Source organism: Superficieibacter electus, from assembly GCF_002915575.1.
In the GTDB taxonomy this organism is placed as follows: Bacteria; Pseudomonadota; Gammaproteobacteria; order Enterobacterales; family Enterobacteriaceae; genus Superficieibacter; species Superficieibacter electus.
In genome coordinates this window covers 1-18,406 of record NZ_PQGD01000016.1, presented here as the reverse complement: position 1 = coordinate 18,406, position 18,406 = coordinate 1, and the positions used below count along the sequence as shown (strand labels likewise).

At 53.2% G+C, this 18,406-nt stretch carries 18 protein-coding genes; 15 read left to right on the top strand and 3 right to left on the bottom strand.

The window, feature by feature from the left end; translation table 11 throughout:
* The 6 genes from ubiJ (at position 1) to tatD (ending at position 4,726) form a co-directional block, all read left to right on the top strand.
* Positions 1–606 (top strand): ubiquinone biosynthesis protein UbiJ, encoded by a 606-nt coding sequence (ubiJ, locus tag CHU32_RS18860; RefSeq protein WP_103677541.1) that lies wholly within the window; start codon positions 1–3, stop codon positions 604–606.
* Positions 603–2,243: a ubiquinone biosynthesis regulatory protein kinase UbiB gene (gene ubiB / locus CHU32_RS18855; protein WP_103677540.1), complete on the top strand. Its 1,641-nt coding sequence runs from the start codon at positions 603–605 to the stop codon at positions 2,241–2,243. Before ubiJ ends, ubiB begins: the two co-directional genes overlap by 4 nt.
* Before the next feature lie 96 nt (positions 2,244–2,339).
* Positions 2,340–2,597 carry a Sec-independent protein translocase subunit TatA gene (tatA, locus tag CHU32_RS18850; protein ID WP_103677539.1) on the top strand — a complete coding sequence of 86 codons (258 nt, stop codon included), beginning with the start codon at positions 2,340–2,342 and terminating at the stop codon, positions 2,595–2,597.
* 3 nt (positions 2,598–2,600) lie between these two features.
* Positions 2,601–3,131, top strand: coding sequence for a Sec-independent protein translocase protein TatB (gene tatB / locus CHU32_RS18845; protein WP_103677538.1), 531 nt, complete (start codon positions 2,601–2,603; stop codon positions 3,129–3,131).
* Between the two features lie 2 nt (positions 3,132–3,133).
* Complete coding sequence (gene tatC, locus CHU32_RS18840; protein WP_103677537.1) at positions 3,134–3,901, top strand: Sec-independent protein translocase subunit TatC; 768 nt, start codon at positions 3,134–3,136, stop codon at positions 3,899–3,901.
* A 42-nt stretch (positions 3,902–3,943) separates the two neighbouring features.
* On the top strand, positions 3,944–4,726 hold the full coding sequence (tatD, locus tag CHU32_RS18835) for a 3'-5' ssDNA/RNA exonuclease TatD (protein ID WP_103750914.1): 783 nt from the start codon (positions 3,944–3,946) through the stop codon (positions 4,724–4,726).
* A 4-nt stretch (positions 4,727–4,730) separates the two neighbouring features.
* Here the strand turns inward: tatD and rfaH are convergent, their stop codons facing one another.
* A complete protein-coding gene (gene rfaH, locus CHU32_RS18830; RefSeq protein ID WP_103677536.1) occupies positions 4,731–5,219 on the bottom strand; it encodes a transcription/translation regulatory transformer protein RfaH in 489 nt (162 codons plus the stop codon).
* Positions 5,220–5,387: 168 nt separating this feature from the next.
* Between rfaH and ubiD the strand changes: the two genes are divergently transcribed.
* The 5 genes from ubiD to CHU32_RS18805 all read left to right on the top strand — a co-directional run bounded on the left by ubiD (position 5,388) and on the right by CHU32_RS18805 (position 10,453).
* A complete protein-coding gene (gene ubiD, locus CHU32_RS18825) occupies positions 5,388–6,878 on the top strand; it encodes a 4-hydroxy-3-polyprenylbenzoate decarboxylase (RefSeq protein ID WP_103677535.1) in 1,491 nt (496 codons plus the stop codon).
* 82 nt (positions 6,879–6,960) lie between these two features.
* Complete coding sequence (gene fre, locus CHU32_RS18820; RefSeq protein ID WP_103677534.1) at positions 6,961–7,662, top strand: NAD(P)H-flavin reductase; 702 nt, start codon at positions 6,961–6,963, stop codon at positions 7,660–7,662.
* A gap of 232 nt (positions 7,663–7,894) precedes the next feature.
* Positions 7,895–8,824, top strand: coding sequence for an ROK family protein (locus tag CHU32_RS18815; protein WP_103677533.1), 930 nt, complete (start codon positions 7,895–7,897; stop codon positions 8,822–8,824).
* Entirely contained in the window at positions 8,821–9,795 is a 975-nt protein-coding gene (locus CHU32_RS18810) for a LacI family DNA-binding transcriptional regulator (RefSeq protein WP_103677532.1), read from the top strand. Before CHU32_RS18815 ends, CHU32_RS18810 begins: the two co-directional genes overlap by 4 nt.
* Before the next feature lie 64 nt (positions 9,796–9,859).
* On the top strand, positions 9,860–10,453 hold the full coding sequence (locus CHU32_RS18805; RefSeq protein ID WP_218113772.1) for a DUF1287 domain-containing protein: 594 nt from the start codon (positions 9,860–9,862) through the stop codon (positions 10,451–10,453).
* A 98-nt stretch (positions 10,454–10,551) separates the two neighbouring features.
* Here CHU32_RS18805 and fadA read toward each other — a convergent pair whose 3' ends face one another.
* A complete protein-coding gene (gene fadA / locus CHU32_RS18800) occupies positions 10,552–11,715 on the bottom strand; it encodes an acetyl-CoA C-acyltransferase FadA (protein ID WP_103677530.1) in 1,164 nt (387 codons plus the stop codon).
* 9 nt (positions 11,716–11,724) lie between these two features.
* Positions 11,725–13,914 carry a fatty acid oxidation complex subunit alpha FadB gene (gene fadB, locus CHU32_RS18795; RefSeq protein ID WP_103677529.1) on the bottom strand — a complete coding sequence of 730 codons (2,190 nt, stop codon included), beginning with the start codon at positions 13,912–13,914 and terminating at the stop codon, positions 11,725–11,727.
* Positions 13,915–14,102: 188 nt separating this feature from the next.
* Here fadB and pepQ point away from each other — a divergent pair, with 188 nt between their 5' ends.
* Genes pepQ through hemG form a run of 4 tightly spaced genes read left to right on the top strand, consistent with a single transcriptional unit; the run spans position 14,103 to position 18,096 of the window.
* Positions 14,103–15,434 (top strand): Xaa-Pro dipeptidase, encoded by a 1,332-nt coding sequence (gene pepQ / locus CHU32_RS18790; protein ID WP_103677528.1) that lies wholly within the window; start codon positions 14,103–14,105, stop codon positions 15,432–15,434.
* Positions 15,434–16,048: an IMPACT family protein gene (locus CHU32_RS18785; protein ID WP_103677527.1), complete on the top strand. Its 615-nt coding sequence runs from the start codon at positions 15,434–15,436 to the stop codon at positions 16,046–16,048. The genes pepQ and CHU32_RS18785 overlap by 1 nt, the downstream gene beginning before the upstream one ends.
* 38 nt (positions 16,049–16,086) lie before the next feature.
* On the top strand, positions 16,087–17,538 hold the full coding sequence (trkH, locus tag CHU32_RS18780) for a Trk system potassium transporter TrkH (protein ID WP_103750910.1): 1,452 nt from the start codon (positions 16,087–16,089) through the stop codon (positions 17,536–17,538).
* A gap of 12 nt (positions 17,539–17,550) precedes the next feature.
* Positions 17,551–18,096: a menaquinone-dependent protoporphyrinogen IX dehydrogenase gene (gene hemG, locus CHU32_RS18775; RefSeq protein WP_103677525.1), complete on the top strand. Its 546-nt coding sequence runs from the start codon at positions 17,551–17,553 to the stop codon at positions 18,094–18,096.
* The last annotated feature ends 310 nt before the right edge of the window (positions 18,097–18,406 follow it).

Sequence of the window (18,406 nt, the reverse complement as noted above, 5' to 3'; positions counted from 1 at the left end):
ATGCCGTTTAAACCCTTAATTACGGCGGGCGTCGAAAATATTCTCAACGCGTTTCTGTGGCGTGAGCGCGGTCTGAAACCTGCCCGCCAGCGTCTACAGGGAAAAGTATTACGCATTGTACTAAATGAATTCTCCTCACCGTTAGTGCTCAGCTTTAGCGAACGTCAGGTTGACGTGCTGGGCGAATGGGAAGGGGAGGCGGATTGTACGGTGATCACGCGCCTGAGCGTACTGCCGAAACTGCGCGACCGTCAGCAGCTTACCGCGCTTATCCGCAGTGGTGAACTGGAAGTGAATGGCGATATTCAGGTAGTACAGAATTTTGTCGCCTTAAGCGATCTGGCTGAGTTCGATCTTGCCGAGCTGCTGGCCCCGTGGACGGGAGATATTGCCGCGGAAGGTGTGAGCCGTTTTTTACGTCGTGGGGCAACCTTTCTTACCCGCCGCGTTCAGCGTCAGCAGCGCTATGTGGCCGACGCGCTAACTGAAGAGTGGCGTCTGGCACCGGGCGCGCTGGAAGTGGCGTGGTTTGCTGAAGAAGTCGCTGCCGTTGAGCGCGCCGCTGATAATCTGACGACACGGCTGAAAAAACTGGAGGCCAAATGACGCCAGGTGAAGTTCGTCGCCTGTATTTTATTATCCAGACTTTTTTGAGCTACGGGCTTGATGAGCTGATCCCCAGAATGCGCATTACGTTGCCGCTGAGATTATGGCGGCGCACGCTGTTCTGGATGCCTAACCGCCATAAAGATCGTCTTCTGGGCGAGCGTTTGCGTCTGGCCTTGCAGGAGCTGGGGCCGGTGTGGATTAAGTTTGGTCAGATGCTCTCAACTCGCCGCGATCTCTTCCCGCCGCAAATCGCCGATCAACTGGCAATGTTGCAGGACAAAGTTGCGCCTTTTGACGGTGTGCTCGCCAAACAGCAAATTGAAAAAGCGATGGGCGACATCCCGGTTGAAACATGGTTTGATGATTTCGATATCAACCCGCTGGCCTCGGCGTCGATTGCGCAGGTACATACGGCGCGGCTGAAAGAGAACGGCAAAGAGGTGGTCATTAAGGTGATTCGCCCGGATATTCTGCCGGTCATCAAAGCCGACATGAAGCTGATCCATCGGCTGGCGCGTTGGGTTCCACGTTTGCTGCCGGACGGGCGTCGTCTGCGCCCGATGGAAGTGGTTCGCGAGTATGAAAAGACCCTAATCGACGAACTTGATTTGCTGCGTGAAGCGGCAAACGCCATCCAGTTACGGCGCAATTTTGAAAACAGTCCGATGCTCTACGTGCCGGAAGTGTATTCCGACTACTGTAGTCAGAACATGCTGGTGATGGAGCGTATTTATGGCATTCCCATCTCCGATGTTGCCCAGCTTGAACAGCACGGCACGAACATGAAACTGCTGGCCGAGCGCGGCGTTCAGGTCTTCTTTACCCAGGTGTTCCGCGACAGCTTTTTCCATGCGGACATGCATCCGGGTAACATTTTCGTCAGCTATGAACACCCGGAAGATCCGCAGTATATCGGCATCGATTGCGGCATTGTTGGTTCGCTTAATAAGGAAGATAAGCGTTATCTGGCAGAGAACTTTATCGCATTCTTCAACCGCGACTACCGTAAAGTGGCGGAGCTTCACGTGGACTCCGGCTGGGTACCGCCTGACACCAACGTCGAAGAGTTTGAATTTGCGATCCGTACCGTCTGCGAGCCTATCTTTGAGAAGCCGCTGGCCGACATCTCGTTCGGACATGTGCTGTTGAACCTGTTTAACACCGCCCGTCGTTTTAATATGGAAGTGCAGCCCCAGCTCGTGCTGCTGCAGAAAACGCTGCTTTATGTAGAAGGGGTGGGCAGGCAGCTTTATCCGCAGCTCGATTTATGGAAAACGGCGAAACCTTTCCTTGAAACGTGGATCAAAGATCAGGTGGGCATTCCTTCGCTGATTAAGGCCTGCAAAGAAAAAGCGCCGTTCTGGATCGAAAAAATGCCAGAATTACCTGAACTGATTTACAACAGCCTGCGCCAGCACAAGCAATTGCAACATAGTGTTGATAAAATCGCAGTTGAGCTACAGGTTAATCACGTGCGACAAGGACAGTCTCGCTATTTGTTCGGTATGGGCGCTACGCTGATTTTGAGCGGCACGCTACTGTTGATCAATCGGCCTGACTGGGAAATGATGCCCGCCTGGCTTATCGCCGGTGGCCTTGTGATATGGCTTATCGGCTGGCGCAAAACGCGCTGAATTTCGCCTCGCGATCGCAAAAGTGCTTAGCGTATACTGCGGTCTGCTTATTTATTCACACTCGTCACCTTGCGAGTTGGTCATTGAGGATTTTGTATGGGTGGTATCAGTATCTGGCAGTTGTTGATTATCGTGGTGATTGTAGTTTTGCTGTTTGGCACCAAAAAGCTCAGCTCGCTGGGTTCCGATTTAGGCTCTTCTATCAAAGGCTTCAAGAAAGCCATGAGCGATGAAGACGAGAAGAAGACGCCACCACCGTCTGAGGATGCCGATTTCTCGACTAAAACGCTCGCTGAGAAGCAGGAAGAGGCCAGGAAGGAAGAGATCAAACGCCACGACGACAAGCAGGTGTAATTCGTGTTTGAGATTGGTTTTAGTGAACTGCTGCTGGTTTTCGTTATTGGCCTGATTGTCCTTGGGCCAAAACGATTGCCGGTGGCTGTCAAAACGGTTGTCGGCTGGATACGCGCTATGCGTTCTCTGGCCTCGACGGTGCAAAATGAGCTGGCACAGGAGCTGAAAGTCCAGGAGCTTCAGGACAGCCTGAAGAAAGTGGAAAAGGCCAGCCTCAACAACTTATCGCCTGAACTTAAAGCCTCAATGGATGAACTGCGCGAAGCGGCGGAATCCATGAAACGCTCCTACAGCGCTCACGATCCCGAGAAAGAAAGTGACGAAGCCCATACCATCCATAATCCACTGGTGAAAGGCAACGAAGCGCAGCATGAAGGCGTTACGCCTGCGACGGCAGAAAATCAGGCCAGCGCGCAGGAGCAGTCTCCTCAGGAACCTGAAGTGCAAAACGTCGATGTACCTGTCTCGCTTGAGAAAAAATCGCTTACCGCATCCGTTTCTGACTCATCCTCTTCTTCAAGTGATAAATCGTAAACATGGCCGTAGAAGATACCCAACCGCTTATTGCGCATCTGATTGAACTGCGTAAGCGCCTGCTCAACAGCATTCTTGCTGTTATCGTCATTTTTCTGGCGCTGGTTTATTTTGCCAATGACATTTACTACCTGGTATCAGCACCGCTGATCAAGCAGATGCCGCTGGGTGCCACAATGATTGCCACCGATGTGGCATCGCCGTTTTTTACCCCGATTAAACTGACCTTTATGGTGTCGATAATTTTATCTGCGCCGGTCATTCTGTATCAGGTCTGGGCGTTTGTTGCGCCTGCGCTATATAAGCATGAGCGCCGTCTGGTGATGCCGCTGTTGGTTTCCAGCACGCTGCTGTTTTATATCGGCATGGCCTTTGCCTACTTTGTGGTGTTTCCGCTGGCATTTGGGTTCCTGACGCACACTGCGCCCGAAGGCGTTCAGGTGTCGACGGATATCAGTAGTTACCTGAGTTTTGTCATGGCGCTGTTTATGGCCTTTGGCGTTGCCTTCGAGGTTCCGGTCGCCATTATCCTGATTTGCTGGTTGGGTGTGACAACGCCAGAGGACCTGCGCGCCAAGCGCCCTTACGTGCTGGTTGGAGCGTTCGTCGTTGGCATGTTGTTGACGCCGCCGGATGTGTTCTCACAGACGCTGCTGGCGATCCCGATGTACTGCCTGTTTGAAGTGGGCCTGTTTTTCTCGCGTTTTTATGTTGGAAAACGGCGTACCCGCGATGAAGATGCCGCGCAGGAAGCTGAAAGTGAAGAGTAAATTAACCGCCCGTACAGGGCGGTTTGTTTTTGGGGGAAGATGATGTTTGATATCGGTGTGAATCTTACCAGTTCGCAATTCGCGAAAGATTACGCAGATGTTGTAGTGCGGGCGCGAGAAGCGGGGGTCAACGGTATGCTGTTGACCGGCACCAACCAACACGAAAGCGAACAGGCACTGCGGATGGCGCGTGAACTGACGAACTGCTGGTCAACCGCTGGCGTACATCCCCATGATAGTCATTGCTGGGATGACAGGGTTGCTGAGGCTATCTATGCCCTGGCATCGCAGCCGGAAGTGGTGGCCATTGGCGAATGCGGGCTGGATTTCAACCGCAATTACTCCACGCCGCAGGCGCAGGAAGCGGCATTTAGCGCGCAACTGGCGATGGCTGCCAGGCTTTCAATGCCGGTCTTCCTCCACTGCCGTGATGCGCATTCGCGTTTTATGACATTACTGGAACCCTGGCTGGATAAACTGCCGGGCGCGGTCGTTCATTGTTTTACCGGTACGCGCGAGGAAATGCAGCAGTGTATTGACCGTGGGCTGTATATCGGGATCACTGGCTGGGTTTGTGATGAGCGTCGAGGGCTGGAACTCAGGGAATTGCTGCCTTTTATTCCCGCTGAGCGGCTGATGATTGAAACCGATGCCCCGTGGCTTTTGCCGCGTGATATCAGGCCGAAGCCAGCTTCACGACGCAACGAACCTGCGTTACTGAGGCATATCCTGGAGCGCGTGGCCTACTGGCGTGGTGAAACCCCTGACGCGCTGGAAAGCATTACCGACGCCAATGTCAGGGCTTTTTTCGGAATATCATTCTGAGCGATCAGACTTTGCGGAATTCGGTATTTTTAACGCTGTGCATCACCTGCTTATTCAACAGATTGAGTAACAGCATCGAACGGGCTTCGCCATCAGGTTCGGTGAAAATAGCCTCAAAGCCTTCAAACGCCCCTTCGGTAATGAGTACGCTGTCACCCGGGTAAGGAGTGCCCGGGTCAGTGATCCCTTCCGGTTTGGCGATGGAAAGCTGATGAATTACTGCTGGCGGAACGGTCGCCGCTTTTGCGCCAAAACGAACAAAGTGGCTGACGCCACGCGTGGCATTAATTGTCGTGGTATGGATGATTTCCGGATCGAACTCCACGAACATATAGTTGGGGAACAGAGGTTCACTGACCGGCGTACGTTTTCCACGTACCATTTTCTCCAGCGTGATCATCGGTGTCAGGCAGTTCACCGCCTGTCGTTCGAGATGCTCCTGAGCGCGCTGAAGTTGCCCACGTTTGCAGTACAGTAAATACCAGGCTTGCATAATAACTCTATTCCGCTTGTCCGGGGCGCAAGCATAACAAAAGGCTGACCTTAAGTTAATTATAATCCCTGCTGATTGTTAGCAAGATCAGAATTCACCCTAATTTAACAAAAATACAGCATCGCACTGCCTTAGGCCGTATAATAAACCGCTCACAAAGAGGCCATAATTGACGCCATGAAATACCACGATTTACGCGATTTTCTGACGCTGCTGGAACAGCAGGGGGAGCTTAAACGCATTACGCTTGCGGTCGATCCCCACCTTGAAATTACCGAAATTGCCGACCGCACGCTGCGGGCAGGCGGGCCAGCGCTGCTGTTTGAAAACCCAAAGGGGTATGCCATGCCGGTGTTGTGCAACCTTTTCGGTACGCCTAAGCGGGTGGCAATGGGCATGGGGCAGGACGATGTAACTGCCTTGCGCGAGGTCGGCAAATTGCTGGCGTTTTTGAAAGAGCCAGAGCCGCCGAAAGGGTTTCGCGATCTCTTTGATAAGCTGCCACAGTTTAAGCAAGTGCTGAATATGCCGACGAAGCGTTTACGGGGTGCGCCCTGTCAGCAAAAGGTATTTCAGGGCGATGATGTAGATTTATCACGTATCCCGATTATGACCTGCTGGCCGGAGGATGCCGCACCGCTCATCACCTGGGGGCTGACGGTGACACGCGGTCCGCATAAGGAGCGGCAGAATCTGGGCATTTATCGTCAGCAGTTAATTGGCAAAAATAAGCTTATCATGCGCTGGTTGTCACATCGTGGCGGCGCGCTGGATTATCAGGAGTGGTGCGCCACGCATCCTGGCGAGCGTTTTCCGGTTTCGGTGGCGCTGGGTGCCGATCCGGCTACCATTCTCGGCGCGGTCACACCGGTTCCCGATACGCTTTCTGAATATGCGTTTGCCGGGCTGTTGCGCGGTACGAAAACAGAAGTGGTAAAGTGTCTCTCAAACGATCTTGAAGTACCTGCCAGTGCGGAAATTGTGCTTGAAGGTTACATTGAGCCGGGAGAAACGGCCCCGGAAGGACCTTATGGCGACCATACGGGCTACTATAACGAAGTTGATAACTTCCCGGTCTTTACCGTCACGCACATTACTCAGCGTGAAGATGCGATCTATCACTCCACCTATACGGGACGCCCGCCTGATGAGCCTGCGGTACTGGGCGTTGCACTTAATGAAGTGTTTGTGCCTATCCTGCAAAAGCAGTTCCCGGAAATTGTTGATTTTTACCTGCCGCCGGAGGGCTGTTCTTATCGTCTGGCCGTGGTCACCATCAAAAAACAGTACGCCGGTCACGCGAAGCGCGTAATGATGGGCGTGTGGTCTTTCCTGCGCCAGTTTATGTACACGAAATTCGTGATCGTTTGTGATGATGACGTCAATGCCCGCGACTGGAATGATGTGATTTGGGCGATCACTACCCGGATGGACCCGGCACGTGATACGGTACTGGTAGAAAATACGCCAATTGATTATCTGGACTTTGCCTCTCCAGTGTCCGGTCTCGGCTCAAAAATGGGTCTGGATGCGACCAATAAATGGCCGGGAGAGACACAGCGGGAATGGGGTCGCCCGATTAAAAAAGATCCCGACGTAACGGCACGTATTGATGCCATCTGGAATGAACTGGCTATCTTTAATCAAAGTAAACCTTAATTCCAGGTGGTGAATCAGAGTGGCTTATGTCATTCACCTGCAACCTGAAGTGTGACGAGTATAGACCCGACAGAGGGAAACCATGACAACCTTAAGCTGTAAAGTGACCTCGGTGGAAGCTATCACCGACACTGTGTATCGCGTCCGTCTGGTGCCGGAAACCGCGTTTTCTTTTCGCGCAGGCCAGTACCTGATGGTCGTCATGGATGAGCGTGACAAACGTCCCTTTTCCATGGCCTCTACCCCGTCTGAAAAAGAGTTTATCGAGTTGCATATCGGTGCCTCTGAACTGAACCTCTACGCGATGGCAGTCATGGATCGCATTTTGAAAGAGCGTAATATTGTTATTGATATTCCGCATGGCGAGGCCTGGCTGCGCGAGGATGAAGATCGTCCGCTGATCCTGATTGCCGGGGGCACGGGCTTTTCCTACGCGCGTTCTATCCTGCTTACCGCGCTGGCGCAGAACCCGCATCGGCACATTACCATTTATTGGGGTGGGCGTGAGGAGAAGCATCTTTACGATCTGTCTGAACTGGAGGCGCTCTCTGTTAATCACCCTAACCTGCGTATTGAAGCGGTGGTTGAACAGCCGGAAGAAAACTGGCGTGGGCGCACCGGTACCGTGTTGACGGCCGTGCTTCAGGATCATGGTTCGCTGGCTGAACACGACATCTACATCGCTGGTCGTTTCGAAATGGCGAAAATTGCCCGCGATCTGTTTTGTAATGAACGCCATGCACGTGAAGACCGCCTGTTTGGTGATGCCTTCGCGTTTATCTGATCGTTATACCGGGAAGACATCGCTTTTTCCCGGTTGTTAGTTTTTATCTTCTGTATAGTAAACAGATCTCAGCACGTTGTGTGCAGAGGTCGTTTCTTCGCTGGCTAAAAGTGTGAACTTCCACGCAACTTACTGTTTACCCTCCATCTCTATGCATTTCTTTATTGCGTATAGTAAACAAAATGCGCATTCTTCGGACAATTGTTATTCTTTTATGAGCTGAGGATGCGCCATGAAACTGGGACTGGATATCGGTGGTACCAAAATCGAAGCCGTGGTCTTAGACGACCAGGGAAGGATTTGTTATCGGGAACGTTATGCAACGCAAAAGCAGAGTTATAACGATTTTTTTACGGCGGTTGTAGACATTATTCGACTCGCGCAGGCCGCTTTTACTGTCCCTCTCAGCGTTGGGGTGGGGATACCCGGAGCCATCGACCCCGGCAGCGAATTGATTAAAAACTCCAATATTCTGGTTCTGAATCAACAACCTTTTGCCCGCGATCTTGAGCAACATCTGGCGCTCCCGGTGACGATCACGAATGATGCTAACTGCTTTACCTTGTCTGAAGCGATGGACGGTAGTGGACAAGGCCATGGCGTGGTGTTTGGCGTTATTCTCGGCACCGGCTGCGGCGGAGGATTATGTGTGGACCAACGGCTCATCACTGGCCCTAACGCTTGTACCGGCGAGTGGGGGCATAACGCGCTTCCTCGTTACGATGTTAATGTGGATGGCAACGCAGCACTCTGTTATTGCGGCCATCATAACTGCATTGAAAGTTTTATTTCTGGTAGCGGGCTGCAACGTCAGTACAGCGAGCTGTTTACTCAACATGCCAGTGTGCCTGACATCATTAAGCTCGTTGCTGCCGGTGACGAGCGGGCGATTGTAGTATGGCAGCGCTACAGCGATCAACTTGCCCGCTCGCTCGCCAGCATTATCAATATGATTGATCCTGATGTGATTGTGCTGGGAGGCGGGGTATCCAATATTGATATGCTCTATGAAGGACTGCAACAGCGCGTAGCGAATTATGTCTTTGGCCGTCGATGCCATACGCCAATCCTGCGGGCCAGCCATGGCGATAGCAGTGGGGTACGCGGCGCGGCGTGGCTTGGCGCGGTGTCATCCAGAACGTTGATAACGAGTCGTGAATGAGTAAGCCGGTACGTATCAGAGATATTGCGCAAGCTTGCGGCGTTTCTGTGGGCGCGGTATCCCGTGCCCTCAAAGGACAGCCCGGGCTGCGCGAAGAGACGCGCCAGCGCATTATTGCCATTGCTGAGCAGCAGGGCTATGACTTTACTCGTCTGCGTAGCGAAAAAATAAAGCGCATTCTGTTTTTACTTCACCGTCAACATAATATCAGCCGTGCGCTGCCTTTTTATTCGCCACTTTTACTGGGAATTGAGGATTGTTGCCGCGATAAAGGCATCGCACTAAGTTTTCTGGCTATTGGTCCTGGCGATGCCATCAACGACCAGGTTATGTTGCATCAACCTGATGCGTTAATTTGTGCTGGATTCTTCGAGCCGGAACTGCTGGCCTTGTTGCAACAACTGAAGCTGCCGCTGGTGCTGGCAGATTCATGGGCACCGGGATTACCCTGTGTGAATCCCGATAATGCGCTGGGCGGTTACTTAGCCACACACCACCTTATTACCCAGGGAAGACGGCGGATCGCTTTTCTGGCGAGCACCTTGTCTCATTACAGTATTCGCCAGCGTGAAAATGGCTATCGAAAAGCGTTATATGAAGCACAAATGTTAATGCCGCCAGATTATGAGGCAATAGCCCCCCCGCTGGTAGATACCGAGCTGGCGCTGGAGCAGGCGGTGAATGAACTTCTCAGCCTCCCGGAACCACCGGATGCGATTTTTGCCTACAACGATGCTGCTGCACTGGTCGTCGTGCGTTTGTGTGCCGAACGCGGCTTACGTATTCCTGAGGATATTGCGCTGGTTGGGTTTGATAATATCGATTCTGCGCAATATGCTACCCCGGCATTAACGACCATCGGCGTTAATAAACAACAACTGGGGCGCGAAGCTGTTCGCCTGTTACTTGACGGACGAGCGGAAGATAATCATCTGCTTGCGGTGAAACTAATACAGCGGAACAGTACCTAAAGAAGCATCTTTTTATCGCATCGTGATCAGGGAGAACGGTATGCGTAAACGGTTTATCGCTACAATGATTCTGATTAGCGGGCTCGCAGTCCCTGCGTTCTTTTGCCAGGCCCCGATGGCCGGAACCTCGGTCTCTGCCACTGCACCGGCTAACCTGGCGGTTGCCAGCAGCGTTAAGCAGCAGGTAGGAAAAACCCTGTTTTACGATCCCGCCTACAGCCGAATGGAGTATCCCGGCGGCGATGTGCCGCTGGAGCGTGGCGTTTGCGCTGATGTGGTAATCCGCGCTTTGCGTAGCCAGCATGTCGATTTACAGCAACTGGTGCATGAGGATATGAAGGCGCACTTCGCTGCCTATCCACAGAAATGGAAGCTGACCCGTCCCGATCCGAATATCGACCACCGGCGCGTCTTCAATCTGGAAACCTGGTTCGACCGGCATCATAAATCTCAGCCGGTAACCCAAAATCCTGCTGATTATTTGCCCGGCGACATTGTTTCATGGCGGCTGGATAATGGCCTTGCCCATATTGGGATTGTTGCTGATGAACAGACCTGGGACGGAACGCCGCTGATGGTACATAACATTGGGTCGGGGGCGAAACTGGAGGATGTCCTGTTTAGCTGGCGCATCGTGGGCCACTACCGCTACTTTTAACACCAAAAAGCCCGCCCCTGACAGGCGGGAAAAACGGCAACTAAACTTTTTATGCCTATAGCAGGCCGGATACCATGGGTATCCGGCCCTGACGACCATTACACCCGCTCAAACACCGTTGCAATCCCCTGACCCAGCCCGATGCACATCGTGGCCAGACCAAACTGCACGTCCTGGCGCTCCATCAGATTGAGTAGCGTGGTGCTGATACGTGCGCCGGAACAGCCCAGCGGGTGGCCGAGGGCGATCGCCCCGCCGTTGAGATTGATCTTCTCATCGATCTGTTCCATCAGACCCAGATCTTTAATGCACGGCAGGATCTGCGCGGCAAAGGCTTCGTTCATTTCGAACAGACCAATATCGCTGGTAGACAGCCCCGCTTTTTTCAGTGCCAGTGTAGACGCCGGAACCGGACCGTAGCCCATGATTGAAGGATCGCAGCCAACCACCGCCATTGAACGAATGCGGGCGCGTGGCGTCAGGCCCAACTCGCGGGCGCGGCGCTCGCTCATCACCAGCATGGCCGCTGCGCCATCGGAAAGCGCAGAGGATGTGCCTGCGGTTACGGTTCCGCTTACCGGATCGAACGCCGGTTTTAACGCGGACAGTGCTTCAACGGTGGTTTCCGGGCGGATCACTTCATCGTAGTTAAACTGCTTCAGTACCCCGTCGGCATCGTGACCGCCGGTCGGGATAATTTCATTTTTAAACGCGCCGGACTGGGTGGCGGCCCAGGCGCGGGCATGGGAGCGTGCGGCGAACTGGTCCTGCATTTCACGACTAATGCCGTGCATGCGGGAAAGCATTTCAGCCGTGAGGCCCATCATTCCCGCCGCTTTCGCCACGTTGCGACTCAGGCCTGGATGGAAATCGACGCCGTGGCTCATCGGCACGTGGCCCATATGCTCCACGCCGCCCACCAGGCAGGCCTGCGCATCACCGGTCATGATCATCCGCGCCGCGTCGTGTAATGCCTGCATTGATGAGCCGCACAGACGGTTGACGGTCACGGCCGGAACGGAATGCGGGATTTCCGCCAGCAGCGCGGCGTTACGGGCGATGTTAAAACCCTGTTCAAGCGTTTGCTGTACGCAGCCCCAGTAAATATCATCAATGGCGCTGGCCTCCAGGGCCGGATTGCGCGCCAGCAGGCTTCGCATTAAATGCGCCGAGAGATCTTCCGCACGCACGTGGCGGAACGCGCCCCCTTTGGAACGCCCCATCGGAGTACGAATTGCATCTACAATAACAACCTGTTCCATTGTGACTCCTTAAGCCGTTTTCAGCGCGCCAACCGGACGGGCAGGCTCAACCGGGGGATAATACGGTTCGTTCTGGCGGGCTTTCTGTTGCAGCCCTTCCGGCACGGCATACAGCGGGCCGAGATGCTGATATTGCTGGGCCATGTCGAGGTATTTCGCGCTGCCGAGCGTATCCAGCCAGCGGAAAGCACCGCCGTGGAAAGGCGGGAAACCGAGGCCGTAAACCAGTGCCATATCGGCTTCCGCCGGGCTGGCAATGATGCCTTCTTCCAGGCAGCGCACCACTTCGTTGACCATCGGGATCATCATGCGGGCGATAATCTCTTCATCGCTAAAGCTCTGTTTCGCCTTGCTGATGTCGGCCAGCAGACCGTCAACGGCCTCGTCTTCTTCTTTCTTCGGCTTGCCTTTACTGTCTTCTTTATAGCGCCAGAAACCCTGGCCGTTTTTCTGTCCGTAACGACTGGCGTCAAACAATGCATCAATCGCATCACGATAATCTTTCTGCATCCGCTGGGGGAAGCCCGCCGCCATCACTGCTTGCGCATGGTGAGCGGTATCGATGCCAACCACATCCAGCAGATACGCCGGACCCATCGGCCAGCCGAACTGTTTCTCCATTACCTTGTCGATCTTGCGGAAATCCGCGCCGTCGCGCAGTAATTGGCTGAATCCGGCAAAGTAGGGGAACAAGACGCGGTTAACGAAGAAGCCGGGGCAGTCATTGACCACAATCGGCGTCTTGCCCATTTTGCTGGCCCAGGCGACGACTTTGGCAATGGTCTGATCGGAGGTTTTTTCACCACGTATCACTTCGACCAGCGGCATCCGGTGAACCGGGTTAAAGAAGTGCATGCCACAGAAGTTTTCCGGACGCTTTAGGACGCTTGCCAGTTCGCTAATGGGAATAGTCGAGGTGTTAGACGCCAGGACGGTATCTTCACGCACCTTATCTTCTGTTTCCGCCAGCACCGCTTTTTTCACTTTAGGATTTTCAACGACGGCCTCCACAACAATATCGGCACGTTCAAAATCGGCGTAGTTCAGGGTCGGCTGGATAGTGGAAATGATCCCGGCGAGCTTCAGACCGTTAATTTTGCCGCGCTCAAGCTGTTTATTGAGCAGCTTGCCGGCTTCATTCATGCCGAGCGTCAGCGATTTCTCGTTGATGTCTTTCATTATGACCGGGACACCTTTCCATGCAGACTGGTAAGCGATCCCGCCGCCCATAATACCTGCACCCAGCACGGCCGCCTGTTTCGGCGTTTCCACCGCTTTAGTGAGTTTTTTCGCTTTGCCTTTTACGTATTGATCGTTAAGGAAAATACCGACCAGTGCCCGCGCCTCAGTGGAATGGGCCAGCGGAACAAAACTCTGGTTTTCCAGCTCCAGCGCGGCTTCACGACCGTGCCGGGAGGCAGCTTCAATAGTTTTCACGGCGGTAATGGGCGCGGGGTAGTGTTTCCCGGCGGTTTGCATCACCATCCCTTTAGCGATGGTAAAGCTCATGGTGGCTTCAATTTTACTTAAGTGCAGCGGCTCCAGCTTCGGCTGACGTTTGGCTTTCCAGTCCAGATCGCCGTTAATCGCCTGATGCAGGATGGCAATAGCACCCTCACGCAGTTTTTCGGCTTTTACCACACCGTCAACCAGACCGATTTTCAGCGCCTGATCGGCACTGACGTCTTTGCCGGCGGCGATAATTTCCAGTGCGCTGTCCGCGCCGAGCAGACGCGGCAACCGCACGGAGCCGCCAAAGCCCGGCATAATACCCAGTTTGGTTTCCGGCAGGCCAATGCGCAGATCCGGCGTGGCGAGACGATAATCTGTCGCCAGTACACATTCGCAGCCACCACCGAGCGCATAACCGTTGACGGCGGAGATTGTGGGAACGGATAGATCCTCCAGCCGACAAAAAACGCTATTTGCAAAACGCAGCCACTGGCTTAACTGCTCCTGCGGGACGAGGAACAGTGAGAGAAATTCGGTGATATCTGCACCCACGATAAAGGCCGCTTTGTTTGAACTCAGCAGCAGCCCTTTTAAATCTTTTTGTTGTTCCAGCACGTCCAGCGCCTGGCCGAGGCTGGCAACGGTCGCAGTGTCGAGTTTGTTGACCGAGCCGGGCGCGTCGAACACCAGTTCGGCAATACCGTCTTCCAGCCAGTCAAGGTACAGGGTGTCGCCTTTGTAAAGCATGTCAGTCTCCTGAATCCGCGAAGGGATCTGGTCATACCAGATGAAGCGGAGTGTGGATTTTATGTTAATAAAATGCAAATTAATCATTAAAAAATTGCTGGCGCGATCACGCTCATGCGAAATCGCCCCGCCTTTGTGAGGTGTGCTACTATGCGCAAATCAGGGGCTAAATTTTTAAGGATAACGAGATGGACTCACTGGCTACACTGTATAAAAATCATATCGTTACGTTGCAGGAACGTACTCGCGACGTGCTGGCGCGCAGTAAGCTTGATGCGCTGCTTATTCATTCCGGTGAACTGTTTAATGTCTTCCTTGACGATCATCCGTACCCGTTCAAGGTCAACCCGCAATTTAAAGCGTGGGTTCCGGTTACGCAGGTGCCGAATTGCTGGCTGCTGGTGGACGGGGTGAATAAGCCGAAACTGTGGTTTTATCTGCCCGTCGATTACTGGCATAACGTGGAACCGCTGCCAACCTCCTTCTGGACAGAAGAAATTGAGGTCATTGCCTTACCAAAAGCGGACGGTATTGGCAGCCAGTTACCTGCTGCGCGCGGTAATATTGGTTATATCGGCCCCGTGCCGGAGCGGGCGCTTGAGCTGGATATCGCGGCCGGTAATATCAATCCGAAAGCGGTGATTGATTATCTTCATTATTATCGCGCCTATAAAACCGACTATGAACTGGCCTGTATGCGCGAAGCGCAAAAAACGGCGGTTAACGGGCATCGCGCGGCAGAAGAAGCCTTCCGCTCTGGTATGAGCGAGTTTGATATCAACATTGCCTATCTGACCGCGACGGGGCATCGCGATATTGATGTGCCTTACAGCAATATCGTGGCGCTTAATGAACATGCATCTGTGCTGCACTACACGAAACTCGATCACCATGCGCCGTCTGAAATACGCAGTTTCCTGCTGGATGCGGGCGCGGAATACAACGGATATGCGGCCGATCTTACCCGTACCTGGTCGGCAAATAGCGATAACGACTATGCGCAATTAATTAAGGACGTGAATGATGAGCAACTGGCACTGATTGCGACCATGAAAGCAGGCGTCAGCTATGTGGATTATCACCTTCAGTTCCATCAGCGCATCGCTAAAATTCTGCGTAAGCATCAAATCCTCAATGATATGAGTGAAGAGGCGCTGGTGGAAAACGATCTTACCGGGCCGTTTATGCCGCACGGCATCGGCCATCCGCTCGGGCTACAGGTGCATGATGTGGCCGGTTTTATGCAGGATGATACCGGTACGCATCTGGCCGCGCCGTCAAAATACCCGTATCTGCGCTGTACGCGTGTGCTGCAACCGGGGATGGTGCTCACTATTGAGCCGGGCATTTATTTTATCGAGTCGCTACTGGCACCGTGGCGTGAAGGACAATTCAGCAAGCATTTCAACTGGCAGAAAATTGACGCGCTGAAACCGTTTGGTGGGATTCGCATCGAAGACAATGTGGTGATCCACGAAAACCATGTTGAAAACATGACGCGGGATTTGAAACTGGCGTAATGGACAATTGGTTAATCCCTGCGGCATCGGTAAGTGTTGTCGAGGAAATCAAAAAAAGCCGCTTCATTACGCTACTCGCACATACGGATGGCGTAGAGGCGGCCAAAGCTTTTGTTGAGTCCGTTCGGGCAGAACATCCGGATGCGCGTCATCACTGCGTAGCATGGGTAGCCGGTGCGCCTGACGATTCGCAACAGCTTGGTTTTTCAGATGACGGCGAACCGGCAGGAACGGCCGGGAAACCGATGCTTGCGCAGTTGATGGGCAGTGGTATCGGTGAGATTACTGCCGTCGTCGTGCGCTACTATGGCGGCATTCTTCTCGGAACGGGCGGGCTGGTAAAAGCCTACGGCGGCGGCGTGAGCCAGGCGCTACGGCAGTTAACTACACAGCGCAAGACGCCATTAACCGAATATACTTTGCAGTGTGAATATGGTCAGTTGACTGGCATAGAGGCATTATTAGGGCAGTTTGCCGGAAAGATTGTTGCCAGCGATTATCAGGCTGTCGTTATGCTACGGGTGGCGCTTCCTTATGCGAAAGTGGATGAATTTTCAGCAAGACTGGCGGATTTTAGCCGTGGTTCATTGCAATTGTTAGCGATTGAAGAATAATCCCCACCTTATTTTTACTATCACAGGAAGCGGCAGAGATGCATTTTCGCGCCATTACCCGAATCGTTGGACTACTGGTTATCTTATTTTCGGGAACAATGATCCTCCCCGGGCTGGTAGCGCTGATTTATCGCGATGGGGCGGGGCGGGCATTCACCCAGACCTTTTTCGTCGCGCTGGCGATAGGTTCACTGCTGTGGTGGCCTAACCGTCGGCAAAAAGGCGAGCTGAAATCGCGCGAAGGGTTTCTGATCGTCGTGCTGTTCTGGACAGTACTGGGTAGCGTCGGTGCGCTGCCTTTTATCTTCTCCGAGCGGCCTAATCTTACCGTAACCGATGCGTTCTTTGAGTCTTTTTCCGGCCTTACTACCACGGGCGCGACTACCCTGGTTGGGCTGGATTCATTACCGCACGGTATTCTCTTCTATCGTCAGATGCTGCAATGGTTTGGTGGGATGGGGATCATCGTGCTGGCAGTGGCCATTCTGCCTATCCTCGGCGTTGGGGGGATGCAGCTTTACCGGGCCGAAATGCCGGGGCCGTTGAAAGATAACAAAATGCGCCCGCGTATTGCCGAAACGGCGAAAACACTATGGTTGATCTACGTGCTGCTGACGGTGGCCTGCGCGCTGGCGCTGTGGTTTGCCGGGATGCCCGCTTTCGACGCTATTGGGCATAGTTTCTCTACTATTGCCATCGGGGGGTTTTCCACCCATGACGCCAGCGTAGGCTATTTTGACAGTCCCACCATCAATACCATTATTGCCATCTTCCTGTTGATCTCCGGATGTAACTATGGCCTGCATTTTTCCCTGCTAAGCGGGCGTAACCTGAAAGTGTACTGGCGCGATCCGGAATTCCGCATGTTTATCGGCGTCCAGCTGACGCTGGTGGTGATTTGCACGCTGGTACTGTGGTTTCATGATGTCTATAACGCGGCGATCACTACTCTTAACCAGGCGTTTTTTCAGGTCGTCTCTATGGCGACCACCGCGGGTTTCACTACCGATAGCATTGCGCGCTGGCCGTTGTTCCTGCCGGTGCTATTACTGTGTTCAGCTTTTATCGGAGGCTGTGCTGGCTCGACCGGGGGCGGACTGAAGGTGATCCGTATCCTTCTGTTGTTCAAGCAGGGGAACCGGGAGTTAAAACGTCTGGTGCATCCTAATGCGGTGTATAGCATCAAGTTGGGTAACCGCGCGCTGCCGGAACGTATTCTCGAAGCCGTGTGGGGATTTTTCTCTGCCTATGCGCTGGTATTCATCGTCAGTATGCTCGCCATTATTGCCACCGGGGTGGATGATTTCTCTGCTTTCGCCTCGGTAGTTGCCACGTTAAATAACCTTGGACCCGGACTCGGTGTGGTGGCGGATAATTTCGCCAGCATGAATCCCATCGCGAAATGGATACTGATCGCAAACATGCTGTTTGGCCGACTTGAAGTCTTTACGCTGCTGGTGCTTTTTACCCCGACGTTCTGGCGTGACTAACTGGAGTATGCATTGAAAACACTGATTCTGTTCTCGACGAGAGATGGGCAAACGCGCGAAATCGCCGCTTTTATTGCGTCTGAACTCAAAGAGCAGGGCATCTATTCTGATGTGGTCAATCTCAACCGCACAGAAGATATCGACTGGACGCTCTACGATCGGGTGGTCATTGGCGCTTCTATTCGTTATGGGCACTATCACCCTGCGCTGGAGCGTTTTATTAAAAAACATCTGCATGCGCTTGAGGCTCTGCCGGGTGCTTTCTTCTCGGTGAATCTGGTGGCGCGAAAAGCAGAGAAGCGGACGCCGCAGACTAATAGCTATACCCGCAAATTCTTGCTTAGCACGCCATGGCAGCCAACCCTGTGCGCGGTCTTTGCGGGTGCGCTGCGTTATCCTCATTATCGTTGGTACGATCGTATGATGATCCGCCTGATTATGAAGATGACCGGAGGGGAAACGGATACGCGTAAAGAAGTTGTCTACACCGACTGGAACCAGGCGGCGGTTTTTGCTCGTGAAATTGCACAATTAACCGACAATGCGCCGTTGAAATAAGCGATAAGAATGAAAAACAGGCGATCGATAAGTTTTTTTGAATTTATGCTTGCCAGCCCGGAATAACTCCCTATAATGCGCCTCCACTGACACGGAACAACGGCTTACAGCCCGCCGGGTCAGCGGGGTTCAGCGATGAACACCGGCAGAGAAAAGCGAAAATAAACGCTTGACTCTGAATGAGGAAAACGTATTATACGGGACCTCGCGACAGAGCGCTGAAGCGCGTCGCAACTGCTCTTTAACAATTTATCAGACAATCTGTGTGGGCACTCAAAGTGACATGGATTCTTAAATGTCTTCGGACAAA

Bases quoted from the DNA above. Each gene is read 5' to 3' on its own strand.
- ubiJ (WP_103677541.1), top strand. From the start codon at position 1: ATGCCGTTTAAACCCTTAATTACGGCGGGCGTCGAAAATATTCTCAAC.
- ubiB (WP_103677540.1), top strand. From the start codon at position 603: ATGACGCCAGGTGAAGTTCGTCGCCTGTATTTTATTATCCAGACTTTT.
- tatA (WP_103677539.1), top strand. From the start codon at position 2,340: ATGGGTGGTATCAGTATCTGGCAGTTGTTGATTATCGTGGTGATTGTA.
- tatC (WP_103677537.1), top strand. From the start codon at position 3,134: ATGGCCGTAGAAGATACCCAACCGCTTATTGCGCATCTGATTGAACTG.
- tatD (WP_103750914.1), top strand. From the start codon at position 3,944: ATGTTTGATATCGGTGTGAATCTTACCAGTTCGCAATTCGCGAAAGAT.
- rfaH (WP_103677536.1), bottom strand. From the start codon at position 5,219: ATGCAAGCCTGGTATTTACTGTACTGCAAACGTGGGCAACTTCAGCGC.
- fre (WP_103677534.1), top strand. From the start codon at position 6,961: ATGACAACCTTAAGCTGTAAAGTGACCTCGGTGGAAGCTATCACCGAC.
- CHU32_RS18815 (WP_103677533.1), top strand. From the start codon at position 7,895: ATGAAACTGGGACTGGATATCGGTGGTACCAAAATCGAAGCCGTGGTC.
- CHU32_RS18810 (WP_103677532.1), top strand. From the start codon at position 8,821: ATGAGTAAGCCGGTACGTATCAGAGATATTGCGCAAGCTTGCGGCGTT.
- CHU32_RS18805 (WP_218113772.1), top strand. From the start codon at position 9,860: ATGATTCTGATTAGCGGGCTCGCAGTCCCTGCGTTCTTTTGCCAGGCC.
- fadA (WP_103677530.1), bottom strand. From the start codon at position 11,715: ATGGAACAGGTTGTTATTGTAGATGCAATTCGTACTCCGATGGGGCGT.
- fadB (WP_103677529.1), bottom strand. From the start codon at position 13,914: ATGCTTTACAAAGGCGACACCCTGTACCTTGACTGGCTGGAAGACGGT.
- pepQ (WP_103677528.1), top strand. From the start codon at position 14,103: ATGGACTCACTGGCTACACTGTATAAAAATCATATCGTTACGTTGCAG.
- CHU32_RS18785 (WP_103677527.1), top strand. From the start codon at position 15,434: ATGGACAATTGGTTAATCCCTGCGGCATCGGTAAGTGTTGTCGAGGAA.
- trkH (WP_103750910.1), top strand. From the start codon at position 16,087: ATGCATTTTCGCGCCATTACCCGAATCGTTGGACTACTGGTTATCTTA.